Source organism: Cupriavidus sp. FW305-F7, assembly GCF_058782875.1.
This window is the reverse complement of the sequence record NZ_JBYSYC010000006.1, coordinates 141,755-159,948: the sequence shown is the minus strand read 5'-3', so window position 1 is coordinate 159,948 and position 18,194 is coordinate 141,755. Positions and strand designations below refer to the sequence as shown.

General features: G+C 63.4%; 18 protein-coding genes. 13 read left to right on the top strand and 5 right to left on the bottom strand.

What is annotated here, in order from left to right; all coding sequences use genetic code 11:
• Positions 1–4 precede the first annotated feature (4 nt).
• From AC3WL8_RS08055 to AC3WL8_RS08010, 10 genes are all read left to right on the top strand, one after another.
• Positions 5–685, top strand: coding sequence for an RraA family protein (locus AC3WL8_RS08055; protein WP_492378122.1), 681 nt, complete (start codon positions 5–7; stop codon positions 683–685).
• Positions 685–1,329 carry an RraA family protein gene (locus AC3WL8_RS08050; protein WP_492378121.1) on the top strand — a complete coding sequence of 215 codons (645 nt, stop codon included), beginning with the start codon at positions 685–687 and terminating at the stop codon, positions 1,327–1,329. The genes AC3WL8_RS08055 and AC3WL8_RS08050 overlap by 1 nt, the downstream gene beginning before the upstream one ends.
• Positions 1,326–2,540, top strand: a complete 1,215-nt coding sequence (locus AC3WL8_RS08045) for a pyridoxal phosphate-dependent aminotransferase (RefSeq protein ID WP_492378120.1) — start codon at positions 1,326–1,328, stop codon at positions 2,538–2,540. Before AC3WL8_RS08050 ends, AC3WL8_RS08045 begins: the two co-directional genes overlap by 4 nt.
• 69 nt (positions 2,541–2,609) lie before the next feature.
• On the top strand, positions 2,610–3,587 hold the full coding sequence (locus tag AC3WL8_RS08040; RefSeq protein WP_492378119.1) for a threonine ammonia-lyase: 978 nt from the start codon (positions 2,610–2,612) through the stop codon (positions 3,585–3,587).
• Positions 3,588–3,647: 60 nt separating this feature from the next.
• Positions 3,648–4,109, top strand: coding sequence for a RidA family protein (locus AC3WL8_RS08035; protein WP_492378118.1), 462 nt, complete (start codon positions 3,648–3,650; stop codon positions 4,107–4,109).
• 150 nt (positions 4,110–4,259) lie between these two features.
• Complete coding sequence (locus AC3WL8_RS08030; RefSeq protein WP_492378117.1) at positions 4,260–5,162, top strand: transporter substrate-binding domain-containing protein; 903 nt, start codon at positions 4,260–4,262, stop codon at positions 5,160–5,162.
• Between the two features lie 162 nt (positions 5,163–5,324).
• Positions 5,325–6,050 (top strand): amino acid ABC transporter permease, encoded by a 726-nt coding sequence (locus tag AC3WL8_RS08025; protein ID WP_492378116.1) that lies wholly within the window; start codon positions 5,325–5,327, stop codon positions 6,048–6,050.
• Positions 6,051–6,053: 3 nt separating this feature from the next.
• Positions 6,054–6,719, top strand: coding sequence for an amino acid ABC transporter permease (locus AC3WL8_RS08020; protein ID WP_492378115.1), 666 nt, complete (start codon positions 6,054–6,056; stop codon positions 6,717–6,719).
• Between the two features lie 33 nt (positions 6,720–6,752).
• Positions 6,753–7,490, top strand: a complete 738-nt coding sequence (locus tag AC3WL8_RS08015; RefSeq protein WP_492378140.1) for an amino acid ABC transporter ATP-binding protein — start codon at positions 6,753–6,755, stop codon at positions 7,488–7,490.
• Positions 7,491–7,747: 257 nt separating this feature from the next.
• The gene (locus AC3WL8_RS08010; protein ID WP_013953343.1) at positions 7,748–8,551 is read left to right on the top strand and encodes a BPL-N domain-containing protein; all 804 of its coding nucleotides are present in this window, start codon (positions 7,748–7,750) and stop codon (positions 8,549–8,551) included.
• Positions 8,552–8,590: 39 nt separating this feature from the next.
• On the opposite strand, the gene AC3WL8_RS08005 is transcribed toward AC3WL8_RS08010, so the two are convergent.
• The 4 genes from AC3WL8_RS08005 to AC3WL8_RS07990 are packed head-to-tail and all read right to left on the bottom strand — an operon-like array spanning position 8,591 to position 14,128.
• Positions 8,591–10,321 carry an acetyl/propionyl/methylcrotonyl-CoA carboxylase subunit alpha gene (locus AC3WL8_RS08005; protein ID WP_492378114.1) on the bottom strand — a complete coding sequence of 577 codons (1,731 nt, stop codon included), beginning with the start codon at positions 10,319–10,321 and terminating at the stop codon, positions 8,591–8,593.
• A gap of 27 nt (positions 10,322–10,348) precedes the next feature.
• Positions 10,349–11,992 (bottom strand): 5-oxoprolinase subunit PxpB, encoded by a 1,644-nt coding sequence (pxpB, locus tag AC3WL8_RS08000; protein WP_492378113.1) that lies wholly within the window; start codon positions 11,990–11,992, stop codon positions 10,349–10,351.
• A gap of 27 nt (positions 11,993–12,019) precedes the next feature.
• Entirely contained in the window at positions 12,020–12,832 is an 813-nt protein-coding gene (locus AC3WL8_RS07995) for a putative hydro-lyase (RefSeq protein WP_492378112.1), read from the bottom strand.
• Between the two features lie 42 nt (positions 12,833–12,874).
• Positions 12,875–14,128, bottom strand: coding sequence for an MFS transporter (locus AC3WL8_RS07990; protein WP_013953347.1), 1,254 nt, complete (start codon positions 14,126–14,128; stop codon positions 12,875–12,877).
• Between the two features lie 332 nt (positions 14,129–14,460).
• Between AC3WL8_RS07990 and AC3WL8_RS07985 the strand changes: the two genes are divergently transcribed.
• Entirely contained in the window at positions 14,461–15,129 is a 669-nt protein-coding gene (locus AC3WL8_RS07985) for a GntR family transcriptional regulator (protein ID WP_492378111.1), read from the top strand.
• A gap of 80 nt (positions 15,130–15,209) precedes the next feature.
• Here AC3WL8_RS07985 and AC3WL8_RS07980 read toward each other — a convergent pair whose 3' ends face one another.
• Positions 15,210–16,121: a GntR family transcriptional regulator gene (locus AC3WL8_RS07980; RefSeq protein ID WP_492378110.1), complete on the bottom strand. Its 912-nt coding sequence runs from the start codon at positions 16,119–16,121 to the stop codon at positions 15,210–15,212.
• Between the two features lie 265 nt (positions 16,122–16,386).
• On the opposite strand from AC3WL8_RS07980, the gene AC3WL8_RS07975 reads away from it, so the two are divergent.
• Together AC3WL8_RS07975 and AC3WL8_RS07970 are read left to right on the top strand one after the other, a co-directional pair.
• Positions 16,387–17,511: an NAD(P)H-dependent flavin oxidoreductase gene (locus tag AC3WL8_RS07975; RefSeq protein WP_492378109.1), complete on the top strand. Its 1,125-nt coding sequence runs from the start codon at positions 16,387–16,389 to the stop codon at positions 17,509–17,511.
• An 86-nt stretch (positions 17,512–17,597) separates the two neighbouring features.
• The gene (locus AC3WL8_RS07970) at positions 17,598–18,194 is read left to right on the top strand and encodes a DJ-1/PfpI family protein (protein ID WP_492378108.1); all 597 of its coding nucleotides are present in this window, start codon (positions 17,598–17,600) and stop codon (positions 18,192–18,194) included.

Sequence of the window (18,194 nt, the reverse complement as noted above, 5' to 3'; positions counted from 1 at the left end):
TCCCATGACAAATTCCCTCAAAGCCAGTGTCGAAGACCAGGAACTGGTCGCCCTCTTCGCCGGCCTGGACACCCCCGGCGTCTCGGACGCCATGGACAAGCTGGGCCTGCACGGCCAAGCCCTCGGCATCATGCCCCTGACTGACTACACGAAGGTTGTTGTGGGTCCGGCGTTCACCGTCAAGTACGTGCCAGCCAGCGTGCCGCCGGGCACCGTCGGCGACTTCATCGACGAAGTCGCGGAAGGCGATGTGGTGGTTATCGACAACGACGGCCGCACGGATTGCACGGTCTGGGGCGACATCATGACCCAGTACGCAGGGCTGCGCCGCATCGCTGGCACGGTCATCGACGGGGTCTGCCGCGATGTGAACAAGGCGCTGGGCGACAACTACCCGTTGTTTACGGCAGGCCGCTTCATGCGTACCGGCAAGGACCGAGTGCAGGTCGAATCGGTAAACACCACGGTGGGGATTGGCACCGTGCGTGTGGCTTCCCGCGACATCGTCGTGGCGGACGCCAACGGTGTCGTCATCGTGCCGCGCAGCCGGGCGCGCGACGTCGCCGAGACAGCTCGCAAGATTGAAGAGACCGAATCACGCATTCGCGAGCAACTGGCGCAGGGCAAGACGTTGGGCGAGGCTCGAGCGGCGCTGGGTTACCACACACTGCAAAGGAAGGCCTGATGTCTACGATCAAGAGCTATGAAGAGGCAACGCTGGAGCAGGCATGCCGGTTGGGCACCTCCACGCTGTACGAGGCTGCCGGCCTGACCACCGGTTCTGTCGACCCGGCTATCCGCACGGTATGGCCTGGCGCTTCGATCGCCGGCCCCGCATATCCCCTGGAATGCTCGCCCGGTGACAATCTGTCCATCCACATTGCCATGGAAAAGGTGCCGCGTGGCAGCGTGCTCGTTGTCTCGACCGGCGGCTTCGTTTCTGGCTACTGGGGCGAAGTGCTGACTGTGGCCGCCGAAGCCGCCGGCGTGATTGGCCTGGTCATTGATGGCGGCGTGCGGGACATCGCAGCCCTTACGGCCCGCCGCTTTCCGGTGTTCACCCGTGGCATCTCCATGCGCGGAACAATTAAAGCCAGTTCGCCATCGGTCGGCCAGCCGATCAGCTTTGCGGGTACGCCGGTAGCGGCCGGGGATTTGGTAATGGCCGATGATGACGGCGTGCTAGTCATTCCGGCGGCCCACGTCGAATACACGCTGGCTCAAGGCCAGGCCCGCGCCGACAAGGAGGCGAAGATGATGGCCGCCCTGCGCGACGGCCAAAGCACGCTGGAGCTAATGGGCCTTACAGGCTGGAGGGACGAGAAATGACCGCGCCGGGCTACGGTTTGAACCGGTTCCTCGCTGCGGCGCATCCATCGGCAACCTACAAGGTCATGGACCGCGTGGCAACGCGCCGTGCCAGCGGTGCACAGGTCATCTCGCTATGCGCAGGGGAGCCGGACTTCGACACGCCCGAGCATGTGCTTGACGCTGGTATCGCCGCCATCCGTGCAGGACACACCCGGTACACACAAGTGGCAGGGTTGCGCGCATTACGCGAGGCCATCGCCGCCAAATTTCATCGCGAGAACGGCTTGCGTGTTGACTGGCGCGAGACGCTGGTGTGCAACGGCGGCAAGCAAGTGATCTTCAACGCTTTGGCAGCCACGCTCAATGAGGGCGACGAAGTCATCGTGCCCGCGCCTTACTGGGTCAGCTACCCCGAGATGGTGCAACTCTGTGGAGCCAAGCCCGTCGTGGTGTCGTGCGGCGCCAATAGCGGGTTCAAGCTCACTCCCCAGGCCTTGGAAGCTGCCATATCCGGCCGCACGCGCTGGCTGATCCTGAACTCGCCCTCCAATCCGACGGGTGCGGTGTACAGCCGCGAGGAACTTCAGGCGCTGGCCGAAGTGCTGTTAGCTCGCCCTGATGTCCTGGTGCTCTCCGACGACATCTACGAGCATCTGATTTTTGATGGTATTGAGTTCTTCACCATCGCTCAGGTCGAGCCAAGACTGCGCGAGCGCGTTCTCACCATGAACGGTGTTTCGAAAGCCTACGCAATGACCGGGTGGCGCATCGGCTTCGGCACGGGCCCCGGGTGGCTGATTGACTCCATGGAGAAGTTGCAGGGGCAGCAGACCTCCGGCGCTTCCTCCATCTCTCAACACGCAGCCTTGGCTGCGCTGACGGGGCCGCAGGGTTTCATTCAGAAATCTCGTATCGCTTTCAAACGCCGGCGTGACCTGGTGGTCGAGCAGTTGAATCTGGCGCCGGGTCTGCACTGTGAAATGCCGCAAGGCGCGTTCTACGTATTCGCCTCGTGCGAGGGGCTCCTCGGCAAAACAACGGCGGCTGGCACGCGTTTGACGGGCGACGAGGACGTGGTCAACGCCATGTTGGATGAAGCTGGCGTGGCAGCGGTGCACGGCAGCGCATTCGGTCTGGGTCCCTATATCCGCATCGCTTACGCCTTGGACGATGCTTCGCTGAAACAGGCATGCGAGGCAATTCAGGGATTCTGCCAGGGGCTCGCCTGATGAATAGGCAACTACAGCTCCTGCAAACACGGAAAGCAGCACCAGCGCCCAGCCACCGAGGAGGCTGGCATGAATGAGTTCAATATTGCAGCAATCCGCCAGGCCGCGTCTCGTTTGCAAGGGCGAGTGGTGCGCACCCCGCTGCTCGAGTCACCGATGCTCAGCGAGCGCGCGGGCTGTCGTCTGTTCGTCAAGGCAGAAGCCCTGCAACTGACGGGTTCCTTCAAGATCCGCGGCGCGCTCAACAAGATACTGTCGATGGATGAGGCTTCACGGGGCGCTGGCATCGTCGCCTTCTCTGCAGGCAATCATGGTCAAGGCGTTGCCGCAGCTGCCCGCACAGTTGGTTGCCCCGCGGTGATCGTGATGCCAAATACGGCTCCGCGTATCAAGATGAACAACTGTCGGTGGTGGGGCTCGGAAGTGGTGACCTACGACCCGCAAACGGAGGACCGTGTCGAGGTCGCCGAAGGTGTCGCCCGGCTACGTGGAATGACTGTTGTTCCGCCATTCGATGACTACGACATCATGGCCGGCCAGGGGACGTGTGGCCTGGAGATTGTCGAACAGTTGAACGACTTACATGTCACGCCGGACATGATCGTTATCAACTGCAGCGGCGGCGGGCTGGCCTCCGGTGTCTCTGAAGCTGTTAAGGATGCTTTTCCTGACACCAAGATCTTAATTGCGGAGGTGCTCGGCTACGAGAAAGTCGCACGCTCCCTCGCCACTGGCATACCGCAGCGCAACCCTTCGGTGCCGAAGACGGTTCTGGACGGCATTGCCGGTCCGACGGCAGGCGAGAAAACGCTCGCGGTGCTGCGTCGACACCAGGCCAAGGGGATAGGGGTAAGCGATAGCGAAGGGCTGGCCGGCGTTGCCGCCGCATTCAAGATGCTCAAGATCGTGGTCGAACCGGGCGGTGCCGCGGCACTGGGCACCGTACTGGCAGGAAAGGTCGATGTCGCTGGAAAGAACGTCGTGGTCATCGCCTCTGGTGGAAACGTTGATCCCGCCGTCTTCTCCTCGGCACTGGAACGGTACTGACGCGCCTTGTCGCCAGATCCGACCCGCAGACACTCTCAATCGCAAACGACTCAAACCATCATGAACCCTGAACAACGACTCCAGGCTGCCGGCCTGTCGCTGCCCGCCGCTTACTCGCCGTCGGGAAACTACCTTCCCTTCAGGCGCGCCGGACAGTTGCTCTTCGTTTCCGGTCATGGACCGCGGTGCGATAACGGAATCTACATTGCTGGCCGCCTCGCCACGCCTGACGATGTGCCGGCTGGCTATGCGGCCGCTCAACTCGCGACACTTAACATGCTGGCCGCCGTCAAGCTGGCGGTGGGTGACCTTGGCAAGGTGCAGGCCGTGTTAAAGGTCCTGGGGCTTGTCAACTGCACCGCGGATTTCAAGCAGCATCCGAAGGTGATCGATGGCTGCTCAGACACGCTGGTCGCCGCATTTCGAGAAGCGGGTCAACACGCGCGCTCTGCCGTGGGCATGGCATCTCTCCCACATGGAATGACGGTGGAGGTGGAAGCGGTATTTCTCGTAAAGGATTAAGAGAAAGGAGCGTATGAACTGCCGCAAGCCTGTCCACCAATTGCCTGGGGTGTCGCAGGAAGACACCTCCACCGAATCCAGGCGCGACTGAATTCAACCACAGCCGGATAAACGCATTCGACGGATACATCATCTCGGAGACATTCAGAAATGAAAAAACATATCCTTGCTTTCTCGGTGACCCTGCTGACCATGGGCGCCGCCTGTGCGCAGAGCAACGACACGCTTGCCAAGATCAAGGCCTCGGGCAGCATTACCCAAGGCGTGCGCGAGGCTTCAGGTGCCTTGGCCTATACCTTGGGCAACGGTGTATATACCGGCTTTCACTATGACGTTTGCACCAACATCATCCGCGATATCCAGAAGCAGCTGGGTCTGTCGCACCTGGAAACCAAGTACGTTCCTGTGACTTCGGCCAATCGGATACCTCTTGTGAAGAACGGTACCGTCGATATCGAGTGCGGATCGACCTCCAACACCCAGGCCAGACAGAAAGAAGTGGCTTTCGGGAATACGCTCTATGTCGAGGAGGTACGCATGGCCGTCAGAGCCGATTCCGGTATCCACTCACTAGCCGACCTCAACGGCAAGACGGTCGTTACCACCACCGGTACGACGGCGTTGCAAGTGGTGCGCCAGAACAAGCGTGCCAGGAACATCGACTTCCGTGAAATCAGCGGCAAGGATCACTCCGATAGTTTCCTGCTCCTCGAAACCGGTCGCGCCGATGCCTTCGTGTTGGACAGCCAGGTCCTGGCCGGCAGTATCGCAATGTCGAGAAACCCAAGGAGCTTCAGGATCGTCGGTGAGGCTCTGTCGGTCGAGCCTATTGCCATCATGATCCGCAAGGATGACCCCGCCTTCAAGAAGGCGGTCAACGACAGCATCGCTCGCCAGGTCAAGGATGGCACGGTCGCCAAGCTCTATGACAAGTGGTTCATGAGGGCCATCCCTCCCTCGAACACCTCGCTCAATCTGCCAGCATCGGCCGCCACGAAGGCCGCCTGGGAAAATCCCAACGACAAGCCAGCGGAGGCCTACAAGGCCGACTAGACGGGTCCAGCGGCTACTTGCACAGCAGGCTGAGCCGAAGCCCTGCAGGTAGAAAGCGCCACACACCCACTCCACCAGCCGGGTGTGGCTGTGCATGCATCCATGCTGCGACACCGTGCCCTCGCGGGCACGCCACACTACCAACATAATCAGGAGCGTCCTATGGGAATCGATTGGGACTGGCAAGTCTATTTTCAGGATCCCGGAACATTTCCCACGTACTGGCAATGGATGATGTCGGCCTGGGGCTGGTCTGCCTCTGTCGCCGTGCTGGCGCTGATTATCGCCTTCATCCTGGGGTCGATTATCGGCATTTTGCGCACGCTTCCCAACAGCCCCGTGCTGTCTGGATTCGGCGCCGCCTGGGTGGAGCTCTTTCGAAACGTTCCGCTGCTCGTGCAGATTTTCCTGTGGTACCACGTCATGCCGGTCGTCGTGCCCGCGATGAAGGGCTTCGACAACTTCACCCTGGTGGTCATCGCGCTGGGCGTCTACACCTCGGTGCGGATTGCCGAGCAGGTTCGGTCAGGGATCCAATCGTTGCCGCGTGGCCAGCGCTACGCCGGCATGGCGCTGGGGTTCAGCACCTTGCAGTACTACCGCTACGTGCTGCTGCCGATGGCCTATCGGATCGTCATCCCGCCGCTTACGAGCGAGGCCATGAACGTGTTTAAGAACTCCTCGGTGGCTTTCTCTGTGTCGGTAACCGAGTTGACCTGGTTCGCCATGCAGGCAGGCGAAGAAACATCACGTCCTATCGAAATCTATGCTGCGGTGACGGTCCTTTACATCATCTCCGCTCTGTCCATCAACCGGATCATGGCCATCGTCGAAAGGCGTTCCCGCGTTCCAGGCCTTATCTCCTTGGCAGGCAGCGGAGGGCATTGAACGATGGAACTCGACCTTTCCTTCTATAGCTGGGAGATCATCAGCAACTACGTCCTCAAGGGGTTGCACTTCAGTGTGATCCTGACCGTGGTCGCTACGGCAGGCGGCATCCTGTTCGGCACCCTTCTGGCCCTCATGCGCATGTCGGGCTCGAAGGTTTTCGGAATCCCTGCGACGGTCTATGTCAACGGTATGCGCAGCATCCCGCTCGTCATGGTGCTGCTTTGGTTTTTCTTACTCGTGCCGCTCCTGATCGGCAAACCGATTGGCGCGGAAGTTGCTGCAGTCATCACCTTTGTCGCCTTCGAAGCTGCGTACTTCAGCGAGATCATGCGAGCCGGCATTCAATCCATTCCCCGCGGCCAGGCATCTGCCGGTCACGCACTAGGCATGACCTACGCACAAAATTTGCGTGTGGTAATCCTGCCGCAGGCATTCAGGAACATGGTCCCCGTTCTGCTGACGCAGACGATCATCCTGTTTCAGGACACCTCGCTGGTCTACGCCATCGGTGCCAACGACGCCCTCAAGGGATTTGTAGTCGCTGGTACAACCAGGGGCCGTCCGGTGGAGAGTTATGTGCTGGCGACCGTTTTCTACTTTGTCGTTTGCTTTGCGCTGTCATACCTGGTCAAGCACCTGCATCGGAAAATCGCCATCATCCGCTGAGCGGACGTTGAGGAAACAGCTATGTCTCAATCCATGATCGAAATTAAGAACGTCTCCAAATGGTATGGCTCCGCCCAGGTACTCCATGACTGCTCAGTCAGCGTCAACAAGGGCGACGTGGTAGTGGTATGCGGCCCCTCTGGCTCTGGCAAATCCACTCTTATCAAGACAGTCAACGCGCTTGAACCATTCCAGAAGGGCGAGATTACTGTCAATGGCATCAAGCTGCACGATCCGAAAACGAACCTTCCTAAGCTTCGAAGCAAGGTCGGAATGGTGTTCCAGCACTTCGAACTGTTCCCGCACCTGTCGGTGACAGACAACCTTACCATTGCGCAAATGAAAGTGCTGGGGCGCAGTTCGGAAGAGTCCAAGGCCCGTGGCCTGAAGATGCTCGACCGCGTTGGCCTGATAGCCCATAAGGACAAGTTTCCCGGTCAACTTTCGGGAGGCCAACAGCAGCGTGTGGCCATCGCGCGTGCATTGTCCATGGATCCTGTGGTCATGCTGTTCGACGAGCCGACGTCGGCACTCGATCCCGAAATGGTAGGCGAGGTGCTCGACGTAATGGTGGGATTAGCCAATGAGGGCATGACCATGATGGTCGTCACCCACGAGATGGGCTTTGCTCGCAAGGTGAGCAACCGGGTTGTCTTCATCGACGTTGGTGGCCATATCCTTGAAGACTGCAGCAAGGAAGAATTCTTCGGTGACCCGAACTCGCGCAAACCTCGGACCAAGGATTTCCTGGACAAGATCCTGCAGCACTAAAGGATGTGTCGGAAGATCGGCCGTCTGGCCACCCGATGTTGGCGCGACGCTTCGCGGCCACGATTCTCCGGATTTCCCGGTTGGCGATGTCACCGAAATCTTGCCGATCGGCAGCGTTATGCTTGAATCCATTCAGGGCAACGATATGCCTTGTCGATGCACAATAAGAGCACCCTGAATCACCCAACCTCCTCTCCGAGACTGGTACCGGAGCGGTCCCGTGAGTTCCCGTTCCTTATTCAAAAACGGATGCCGGTATGCCAAGGCCCCAGATCCTGACCTATGTCGACGCCGGCGCTTCCGACTGGACCGCATGCCTGATGCGGACCATCGGGCACCAACTCCATGCCAGCACCTACGAGATCCGTGCGGTGATGGCAGACGACATCCGGCACGACGCCACGCTGTTCGATGGGGCGGTGCTGTTTGTCATGCCGGGTGGCGCCGACCTTCCCTACTGTGCAATGCTGAACGGTGCCCCGAACGCGCGCATCCGGCATTTCGTCGAGCAGGGCGGCGTCTACCTCGGGATTTGCGCGGGCGCTTACTACGCATGCCGGGAACTGGCGTTTCACGCCGGCACCAGGGGCGCAATCTGCGGCCCGCGCGAGCTGAGCTTTGTCGACGCGGTGGCAGTGGGCTCGCTGCCAGAACTTACCGACGGCATGCTGTATGACGGCACGCCGCGTACCACGGCCGCGGTGAAACTGCGCACCACGGACAGCCTGACCGATGTCCCGATGTCGCTATACACCCACTACCATGGCGGCTGCCGCTTTGACTTCGGCGACGCCCCCGGCCCCGACACGCAGGTCCTGGCCGTCTATGCGGATATCGATGGCACGCCGCCCGCCATCGTCAGTTCACGGGTTGGCAAGGGCCGCGCGGTGCTCGCCGGTGTCCACCTGGAGATCTCCGAGCGGGAGTGCAAGGATGCGCTGCGCGGACACAGCGATATGCCTGAACACCTCCATGTCTGCGACCGGCTGGCGGAGACCGGCGATACACGCCTGGCGGTGTTTCGCCGCTTGCTGGCGCACGCGGGGCTTGTGCTGAACTGAGCGGCGCGCCCTACCCTTTGGCCGGCATTCTTAGTGAATTCACACAATGTTGACCAGCCGCGTCCCCGCCGTCAGGAACGTGCCTGCGGCCGCCTGCCACGTTACGCGGCCGCCGCGATGAGCATGGACTTGCATCTCCATCTTCATGGCTTCCATCACGGCGATCAGATCGCCTTCCTTGACCTCGTCGCCAACTGCGACCTTCCAGGTCTGCACGGTGCCGGCGATCGGGGACGGCAGGTCGGCCGGGTCGGTAGCGGCGGCCTGGGCCGGCGCCGCGGCGCTGCCTTGCCCGGGCGCGTCGGCGAGGCCGCGCAGCAGCTGCGCCGGCAGGCCCAGCACCATGCGGCGGCCGTCGATCTCGATGGCGGTGCGCACCAGGCTGGCATCGTGCTGGGGCTCAGCACGGGTGGCCGCCGCCAGCGGTTCGGCGAAGTCGGACTCGATCCAGCGCGTGTGGACCCTGAAGCCATCCGCGCCGAGGAAATCTGCGTGGTCGATCACCGCACGGTGGAACGGCAGCACCGACGCCACACCCTCGATACGGAACTCGCGCAGCGCACGGCGCGAGCGCGCCAGCGCCTGTTCGCGCGTGGCACCGGTCACGATGAGCTTGGCCATCAGCGAGTCGAATGTGCCGGGGACCACCGAGCCCGACTGCACGCCCGAATCCACGCGTACGCCGGGGCCCGACGGAGCATCGAAGCGCAGCACCGGCCCGGGCGTGGGCAGGAAGCCGCGGCCCACGTCCTCGGCGTTGATGCGGAACTCGATCGAATGGCCCAGCGGCGCCGGGGTTTCGGTAATGGAGAGCGGCAAGCCATCCGCCACGCGCAATTGCTCGACCACCAGGTCCACGCCGGTGGTCTGCTCGGTCACGGGGTGCTCCACCTGCAGGCGGGTGTTGACCTCCAGGAAGGAGATCGCGCCGCTGGCGCTGAGCAGGAATTCCACGGTGCCGGCACTGGTGTAGTTGGCCGCCGCACAGATGTCGCGGGCGGCGGCGTGAATACGCGCGCGCTGCGCGTCGGTCAGAAAAGGCGCGGGGGCTTCTTCGACCAGCTTCTGGTTGCGGCGCTGCAGCGAGCAGTCGCGCGTGCCCAGCACCACGACATTGCCATGCTGGTCGGCCAGTACCTGCGCTTCGATATGGCGAGGCTTGTCGAGGAACTGCTCAACGAAGCATTCGCCGCGGCCAAAGGCAGTGACAGCCTCGCGCACGGCGGAGGCGTACAGCTCTTCAACCTCATCCATGCGCCATGCGATCTTCATGCCGCGGCCGCCGCCGCCGAAGGCTGCCTTGATGATAATCGGCAGGCCGTTCTGCTCGGCAAAGGCCAGTACCTCGCTGGCGTCCGCGACCGGGTCTGCCGTGCCGGCGACCAGCGGCGCACCAACCTGCAAGGCGATCTTGCGCGCTTCCACCTTGTCGCCCAGCCGGGCAATCGTGGCGGGAGACGGGCCAATCCAGACCAGGCCGGCATCGATCACTGCCTTGGCAAAGGCTTCACTTTCCGAGAGGAAGCCGTAGCCCGGATGCACGGCATCTGCCCCGCTGCGTCGGGCGATTTCGAGCAGCTTGGGAATGTTCAGGTAGGTGTCCGCCGGACGGTCGCCGTCCAGGCCGTAGGCCTCATCGGCCAGTCGCGCGTGCAGCGCGTCGATATCGGCATTGGCATACACGGCCACCGACCCGACTCCGTAGTCGGCGCAGGCGCGGATGATGCGGACGGCAATCTCGCCACGGTTGGCAATCAGGACTTTCTTCATCGCAAATCTCGGTTGGGGCTTGTGCGCTCAGGCGGCAGACGGTCGCTGCGCCGACGGTTGCAGTTCTGACGGTTGAAGTTCTTCGAAGGCGCCGACCGGGTTGAAACGCAGCCAGGCGCCAACCGGAATCTGTCCGGCGAGGTCCAGGTGGTAAGGCGCCACGGCCCCGATCACGGGGTAGCCGCCGGTCAGCGGGTGGTCGGCCAGGAACAGCACGGGTTGGCCGCTTGGCGGCACCTGCAACGCACCCAGGGCGGCGCCCTCGCTGGGCAGTTCGCCGGTGATGGCGCGCTCCAGCGGCACCTCGCCGGCCAGGCGCAGGCCCACGCGGTTGGATTGTGGGGTGACTTGCCAGCGCTGCGCGGCAAGGCGCGTCACGGACTCGGCAGTGAACCAGTCGGTGCGGGGACCGAGCACCACGTCCAGCACGACGTCCTGCTCCACCGTGGGCAGGTCGGCGGCAGGCAAGCCGGGGGTGCCCACGACAGCGCCGGCCGCTGCGGGCAGCAGGTCCAGCACATCGCCCACGGCCAGCGGCGCGGGGCCGACCTTGGCCAGGGTGTCAGTCGCACAACTGCCCAGGACCGGCGCGACGCCAAACCCGCCGCGTGCAGCCACATAGCTGCGGGCGCCGGCAAGAGGCTGACCGATGCTTAGCGTGTCGCCATCGGCCAGCGCCACGGCCTGGTGGTTCGGGACGCTCCATTGGCGGCCATCGGCAGTGCGCACCGTCAGCGCCGCATCGGCGCCGGTGACAGCCAGCACGGTTTCGCCCACGCTCTGCAGTTGCAGGCCGCCGCCCACGGTCTCGAGCGCCGCGCCGTCGCTGCGGTTGCCGACCAGGCGGTTGGCCATCTTGAGGGCGGCCTGGTCCATCGCACCCGAGGCCGAAACGCCCTGCCCCGCCTGGCCGTGCCGGCCCAGGTCCTGGAACACGGTCTGCAGCCCGGTGGCCTTCACCTTCAGCGCCGCGGCAGCAGGCGCCTTGTCCGTCGGCAACGGCTGGCCCGCCGGGGCGCCGGCGGCGATGGCGCTGCCCGCATCGAGCACGCCATCGAGCGTGGCGATGTCGATGAACCGCACGCGATAGCCGGGCTGCAGCAGCGCGGGCTGTTCGCGATTCAGGTCCCACATGGCCACGGGGGTGACCCCGATGATCTGCCAGCCGCCCGGGCTGGCTTGCGGGTACACGCCGCTGAAGGTGCCCGCCAGGCCCACGGCGCCGGCGGGAATACGCGTGCGCGGCGTACTGCGGCGCGGCACGTCGAAGCTGGGATGGCCGCCGCTGAGATAGGCAAAGCCTGGCGCAAAGCCGGTAAAGGCAACGGTGTATTCGCTGCCGGTGTGGCGGCGCACCACTTCCGCGGGCGTGATACCGAGCAGTTGGGCCACCTCGGCCAGGTCCTCGCCGTCATAGCGCACCGGAATCTCGACCAGGATGTTGCTGCGCTCGACGCGCTGCGACAGGTCGCGCGCGGCGATGGCCCGTACCAGCGCGGCGGCGCTGGTGGCCACTGGGCGGAAATGAACGAGGATGGTGCGCGCGGCGGGCACCAGCTCCGCCACGCCGGGCGGGGGATCGCGCTGCAGCGAGGCCAGCAAGGCCAGGGTCTGGTCCAGGTCGGCCAGTTCCACCAGCAGTGCATTCGAAGTGACGGGCAGAAAACGCAAAACGAACTCCGCAATGACCCGGGGGTCCTAGACGTGATACGTGCTGTCTGGCACGTCGGTAATGAACATGTGGCCCGGCGCATGCGTCACGGCGAACGGCACGCCCGACGCCATCACGGCCGCCTGGGGCGTGACGCCGCAAGCCCAGAATACCGGGATCTCGCCCGGCTCGATACGCACGGCGTCACCAAAGTCAGGCCTGGCGAGGTCGGCAATGCCCAGCGCGGCAGGATCGCCGACATGGACGGGCGAGCCGTGCACCGACGGGAAGCGTCCGCTGATGGAAACCGCATCGGCAACCCGATGCGCAGGGATGGGCCGCATCGACACCACCATTTCGCCATGCAGGCGGCCAGCCGGGCGACACTGGCGGTTGGTGCGGTACATCGGCACGTTGGAACCGTCGGCAATATGCCGCACCTCGATGCCTGCCTCTTGCAGCGGCGTCTCGAAGGTGAAGCTGCAGCCGATCAGGAAGGTGACCAGATCCGGGTACTCAGTCCACAGGGGCGTGGCGTCCGCCACCTCTTCCACCAGCTTGCCGTCGCGCCACACGCGATACAGCGGGATGTCGGTGCGGATATCCGCCCCTTGCGCCAGCACGGTCTGCTGTGCACCCGCTTCGATCACGTCGAGCACGGGACAGGCCTTGGAGTTGCGTTGCGCGTACAGCAGGAAGTCCCAGGCCCAGTCGCGCGGCAACGCGATCATGTTGGCTTGCGTCATCCCCGGTGCAATGCCGGCGGTAGGCTGTACCGTGCCGGCACGGTAGCTTGCGCGCGCTTCGCGCGCGGCATTCACGGCGGCGATGCGGGCGCGTTCCAGTGCGGAATCTTGCATGAGTGTTGCTCCAGTGTCTTGGATCAGGCGAACGCGCGAATCTCAATGCGCAGCCTCGGCCCCGGCTTCGGCGAGCAGTTCGCGCCCTTGCGTTTCCGGCAACAGCAGGCAGGCAATGACGACCAGCCCATAGGCGCCGGCGGCGAGATAGCCGATGGCAACACCCAGTGACATCGATGCGCTCATATGCCCGATCATGGCCGGAAATATGGAACCGACCGCACGGCCAAAGTTGTAGCAGAAGCCCTGGCCGGAGCCGCGGATATGGCTCGGATACAGCTCCGTCAGGTACGCCCCCATCCCCGAGAAGATGCCGGACAGGAAGAAACCCAGCGGGAAACCCAGCACCAGCATGGCAGCGTCGGTGATCGGCAACTGCGTATAGCAGATCACGAGGAAGGCCGCGCTCACCGCAAACAGCATGAAGCAACGCCGGCGCCCCAGGCGGTCGGACAGCCAGGCGCTGGTCAGGTAGCCGGCGAAGGACCCGGCGATCAGCACCATCAGGTAGCCGCTGGTGTTGAGCACGGAGAGATTGCGCTCCATCTTGAGGTAGGTGGGCAGCCAGGTCGTCACCGAATAGTAGGCACCTTGCATGCCGGTCGCCAGCAGGCTTGCCAGCACCGTCACGCGCAGCACGCCGGGCTTGAAGATCAGCATGAAGTTATTGCTTTGCCCGGTGCGGGCCAGCTTGGCCCTGGTTTCCTGATACACCTCGGGCTCGGAGATATTGCGGCGGATATACAGGATAAAGATCGCCGGCAGCACGCCGGCCCAGAACAGCACGCGCCATGCGTATTGCTGCTCGAACATGGCATAGACCGCCCAGAATGCAATCGCCGACAGGCCCCAGCCGATGGCCCAGCTGCTTTGCACCAGTCCGACCGCCTTGCCGCGGTGGCGGGCCCGAATCATCTCGGCGATCAGCAAGGAACCGACCGACCATTCGCCGCCAAAGCCCAGGCCTTGCAGCATGCGGGTCAGGAACAGTTGTTCGGGGGACTGGGTGAAGCCGCTCAGGAACGTAAAGAAACTGAACCAGAGCACGGTCAGCTGCAGGATCCGCACGCGACCATATTTGTCGGCCAGGATGCCCGCCAGCCAGCCGCCGATGGCCGAGCTGATGAGCGCGCCCGTCGCGATGTAGCCCGCCTCGGCCTTGGTCATGCCCCACACCAGGATGAAGGTGGGGATCATGAAGGTGTAGATCATGTAGTCGAAGGCATCGACCCCATAGCCGACGAAGGCGGCAAAGAGCGTCTTGCGCTCCGCCTGGTTTGTTTCTTTAAGCCACATGGTTGCGCTCACTATGGATAAGGACAAAGCGTGGACAAAGCTCGTCGCGCTGTCTTCACGACGAAGTTCCGGTAGCGAGCAAGACCGCTATTCAGCGGCCCTGCACCCCAACCGCTGTTTAGCAAAACACATGCCATGTTCATTTATATGCACGTATGACTCAACCACCATGCATTATTGTTGAACAATATTGGTTGTTGTTCGATCGTGGTATACACCTAACTCACGTTTAAGGGCATCCTTCGCACCAATCTTGTGCCTATTGTTCAACAAAGTGAGATAACATCCCCGCACGGGGCATGCCGGAACCTGTCGCCCCGACGCAAGCCAACATGACATCCAGTACTGACGTAAGAAATCTGGCCGAGCGGGTCACGGAGCAGATTCGCCAGCGCATCGTGCATGGCGAATTCGCGCCCGGGCAGCGCTTGTCGGAAGCCGCGCTTAGCGAGAGCCTGCAGATCTCGCGCAATACCTTGCGCGAGACCTTTCGCGTGCTGACCAAGGAAGGCCTGCTCAAGCACGAACCCAACCGCGGGGTATCCGTGGCGATTCCCAGCATCGCGGCCATCATCGACATCTACCGCGTGCGCCGCATGATCGAGTGCCAGGCCATCGCCCAGGCCTACCCCAGCCATCCGGCCAGGAAGCACCTGCGCGAAGCGGTGGAAACGGGACTGCTCTGCCGCGACCGCGGCGACTGGCAAGGCGCGGGCACCGCCAATATGGAGTTCCATATGGCCATCGTGGAACTGGCCGACAGCGAGCGGCTGAACGTGATGTTCTCCCACCTGCTCGCCGAGCTGCGCCTGGCGTTCGGCATGCTGCAGGATCCGGAATTCCTGCATGGCCCATATGTCGAGATGAACCAGCACATCCTGCAGTTGTTCGAGTCGGGCAAGCTCGCAGAGTGTGCCGCGGCCCTCAACGACTACCTGGCGCAGTCCGAGCGCATCGTGCTGTCGGTTTGCGCCCGGCACCCGATTTTCAAGGGGCGTTGAACGCAGGCGCAGAGCGTATCCATGCGTAGCTGCTGCGCGCCGGGCCCCGATGGCCACTGCCTGCTCAAGATGTGGTGTCCTCACTTCACGGCAAGCGTAAACGGCAGCAGCAGCGCATTCACAAGCAGCAAGCCATAGACCACCACCACCGCCGCCGGGATGGCGAAACGCGTCCGATCCTGGGCGCGCGCGGTACGGCGCGTCCACAGGAAACCCGCGCCCATCACGGCAAGTCCGGAAAGCAGGCTCTCCACGGCAAGGGCTGCCGGATAGGGCTTGGCCGGGCTGCTGTTCTTGTTCCCGGCAACGGGAGGCGCTGTGGTGCCTTGCCAGACAGGCAGCGCTTCGACAGCGGGAGCCGTCGGCCGTGTTGGTTCGACGAGTTCCGGTCCGGCCGACATGGCAAGCGGCACTGCCGGCGGCGGCTCTTCTTGTACGCGCTGCGTCGGCTCAGGGATCTGCGTTGAGGCCTGTGGGGCCTGTGGGGCCTGTGCGGAAGCCGCCGCGGGCGGCGGTGCCGCCTCCTGGCTGGCCGGGGTAGACCTGGCCGTTGCAGCCTGATTCGCGGAGTCGGACCGGCCCGGTGCGATTCGCATCGAATCCCGCTCCCGCCAGAATTTGGCGAACATGCTTTCCAGGCATCGTACCGAGTCGCAGGCATCGCGCCGGCTGCGCCACGCCGCGATGTCCGAGTCCTGGATCCTGCCCTTGCGCAGCATCCTTTGCTGCTCGGCGTAGATGCGCTCGTAGCGCTCTGACAGCCTGGACGAATCGCAGATCAGATGCCGCGGGCGCGCCCGCGGCCCGGCCTCGTCCGTCGCAAGGTTGCATCTCACCCCGGAGCCATCCGGGTTGTTGCAGCGTACGGGGGATTCGCGCGCAGTTGATTTGCAGACGATGTCAGAGGCCCACGCGCCGCTTGCGGCAGAAAGGCCTGCTGCTATGCCCATGGAAACAATCGTGACCAGGCGCCCTGTGATCCTCTTCATCATGATGCCCCATCGAAGCGGCCCCAAGGCTTCCAAGCTAGTCGATAGTTGCCGGGTATCCCAAGCATGCAATGCGGGGCGCGTGCGGTAAGCCACCTTGCCCCGCACCGACAGCTCCGGATGCGTCGCGCGATGAACAATGCATTGCGAAGCCGCAGCAACATCTCACGCTGCCAGATTTCATGGCATGCTCGATACCCTCCGGTACAGCGTCGCCTTCGATAATCTCCCGAGCGGAATTCTGCACTTCAAAGAGAAAGAGACTTTCATGGACACTTCCACGCCTTCCAGCCACCGCCGCAACCTACTTTCGATCCTGGGCATTGCCACGCCCATCATCCAGGCGCCCATGGCCGGTGTCAGCACAGCGGCCATGGCTGCCGCCGTGTCAGAGGCCGGCGGGCTGGGCTCGCTTGGCGTCGGGGCAATGGACGCGCAAGCCGCGCGAAAGACAATCCGCGAGACAAGAGCGCTGACCGGCAAGCCATTCAACGTCAACCTGTTCTGCCACGCCCCGGCCAAGGCCGATGTGGTGCGCGAGCAGGCCTGGCTCACCTACCTTGCCGCCCAGTTTGCCGAGCACGGCGGGACAGCACCCACGAGCTTGCGGGAAATCTACAAGAGTTTCGTGGCCGACGACGCCATGTTCCAGATGCTGCTGGAAGAAAAGCCAGCGGTGGTGAGCTTCCATTTTGGCCTTCCCTCCCAGCAGAAAATTGATGCGCTACGCGGTGCCGGCATTGTGCTGCTGGCCAGTGCAACGTCCCTGCAGGAGGCCCGCCAGATAGAGGCCGCCGGCGTGGACGCCATCGTCGCGCAAGGCATCGAAGCTGGCGGACACCGCGGCACCTTCGACACCGATGGCTACGACGAAGGCCTCGGCACGCTGGCTCTGGTGCGTCTTCTGGTCCTGGGCACGAAGCTTCCGGTGATTGCCTCGGGCGGCATCATGGACGGGGCAGGCATTGCCGCGGTGCTGGCTCTCGGGGCGGAAGCCGCCCAGCTTGGCACGGCATTCGTCGCCTGCCCGGAGTCATCTGCCGATGCCGCCTATCGCGCGGCGCTGACCGCACCCCAACCGCGCCCGACCACACTCACCCGCGCCATATCGGGCCGCGCGGCCAGGGGCTTCACCAACCGGCTCACGGCACTCGGCATCGCCGCCGACGCACCTCCGGTGCCGGACTACCCGATCGCCTATGACGCGGGAAAGGCGCTTCACGCCGCGGCCAAGGCCACGGGGAGCGCTGAGTACGCAGCGCAGTGGGCCGGGCAGGCAGCGCCCTTGGCCAGGTCCCTGCCGGCCGCGGAGCTGGTTGCGCAACTCAGGTCAGAGCTCAGGGAAGCGATCCTGCGCATGGCTACGTTTGCGGACCCGCAGGACGCAGCCTGAGCGTATCTATAACAATTATTTGAATGTACTGACTGTCGGCTCTACGATGGCGCAAACCCAATGTCTCCACTCCCACGAGGCCCGCCATGCACATCGCCATCCTGACCTTCGAAGGTTTCAACGAACTCGACTCGCTGATCGCGCTCGCCATCCTCAACCGGGTCAGGCGGCCCGGCTGGCGGGTTTCGATCGCCAGTCCGGCGGCCAAGGTGCGTTCGCTGAATGGTGTGGTGATGGAGGCGCAAGCATCGCTGGAGGACGCATGCAACGCGGACGCTGTGCTGGTGGGTAGTGGGATCCGAACCCGGGACGTCGTCGCCGATGCTGCGCTGATGTCGCAACTCCGCTTCGACCCGACGCGCCAGATGCTGGGCGCGCAATGCTCGGGCACGCTCATTCTCGCCAAACTGGGCTTGGTGAACGACGTTCCGGCCTGTACGGACCTGACCACCAAGCCATGGGTAGTGGAGGCCGGCGTGGCCGTGCTCGATCAGCCGTTTGTCGCCAAGGGAAACGTTGCAACCGCCGGCGGGTGCCTGGCGTCGCAGTACCTGGCCGCCTGGTTCATCGCCCGTCTGGAAGGCGTCGAGGCTGCACGCAGCGCGATTGACTATGTGGCGCCAGTGGGCGAGAAGGAGGCCTACGTGACGCGCGCGATGGCGAACATTTCGCCGTTCCTCTGA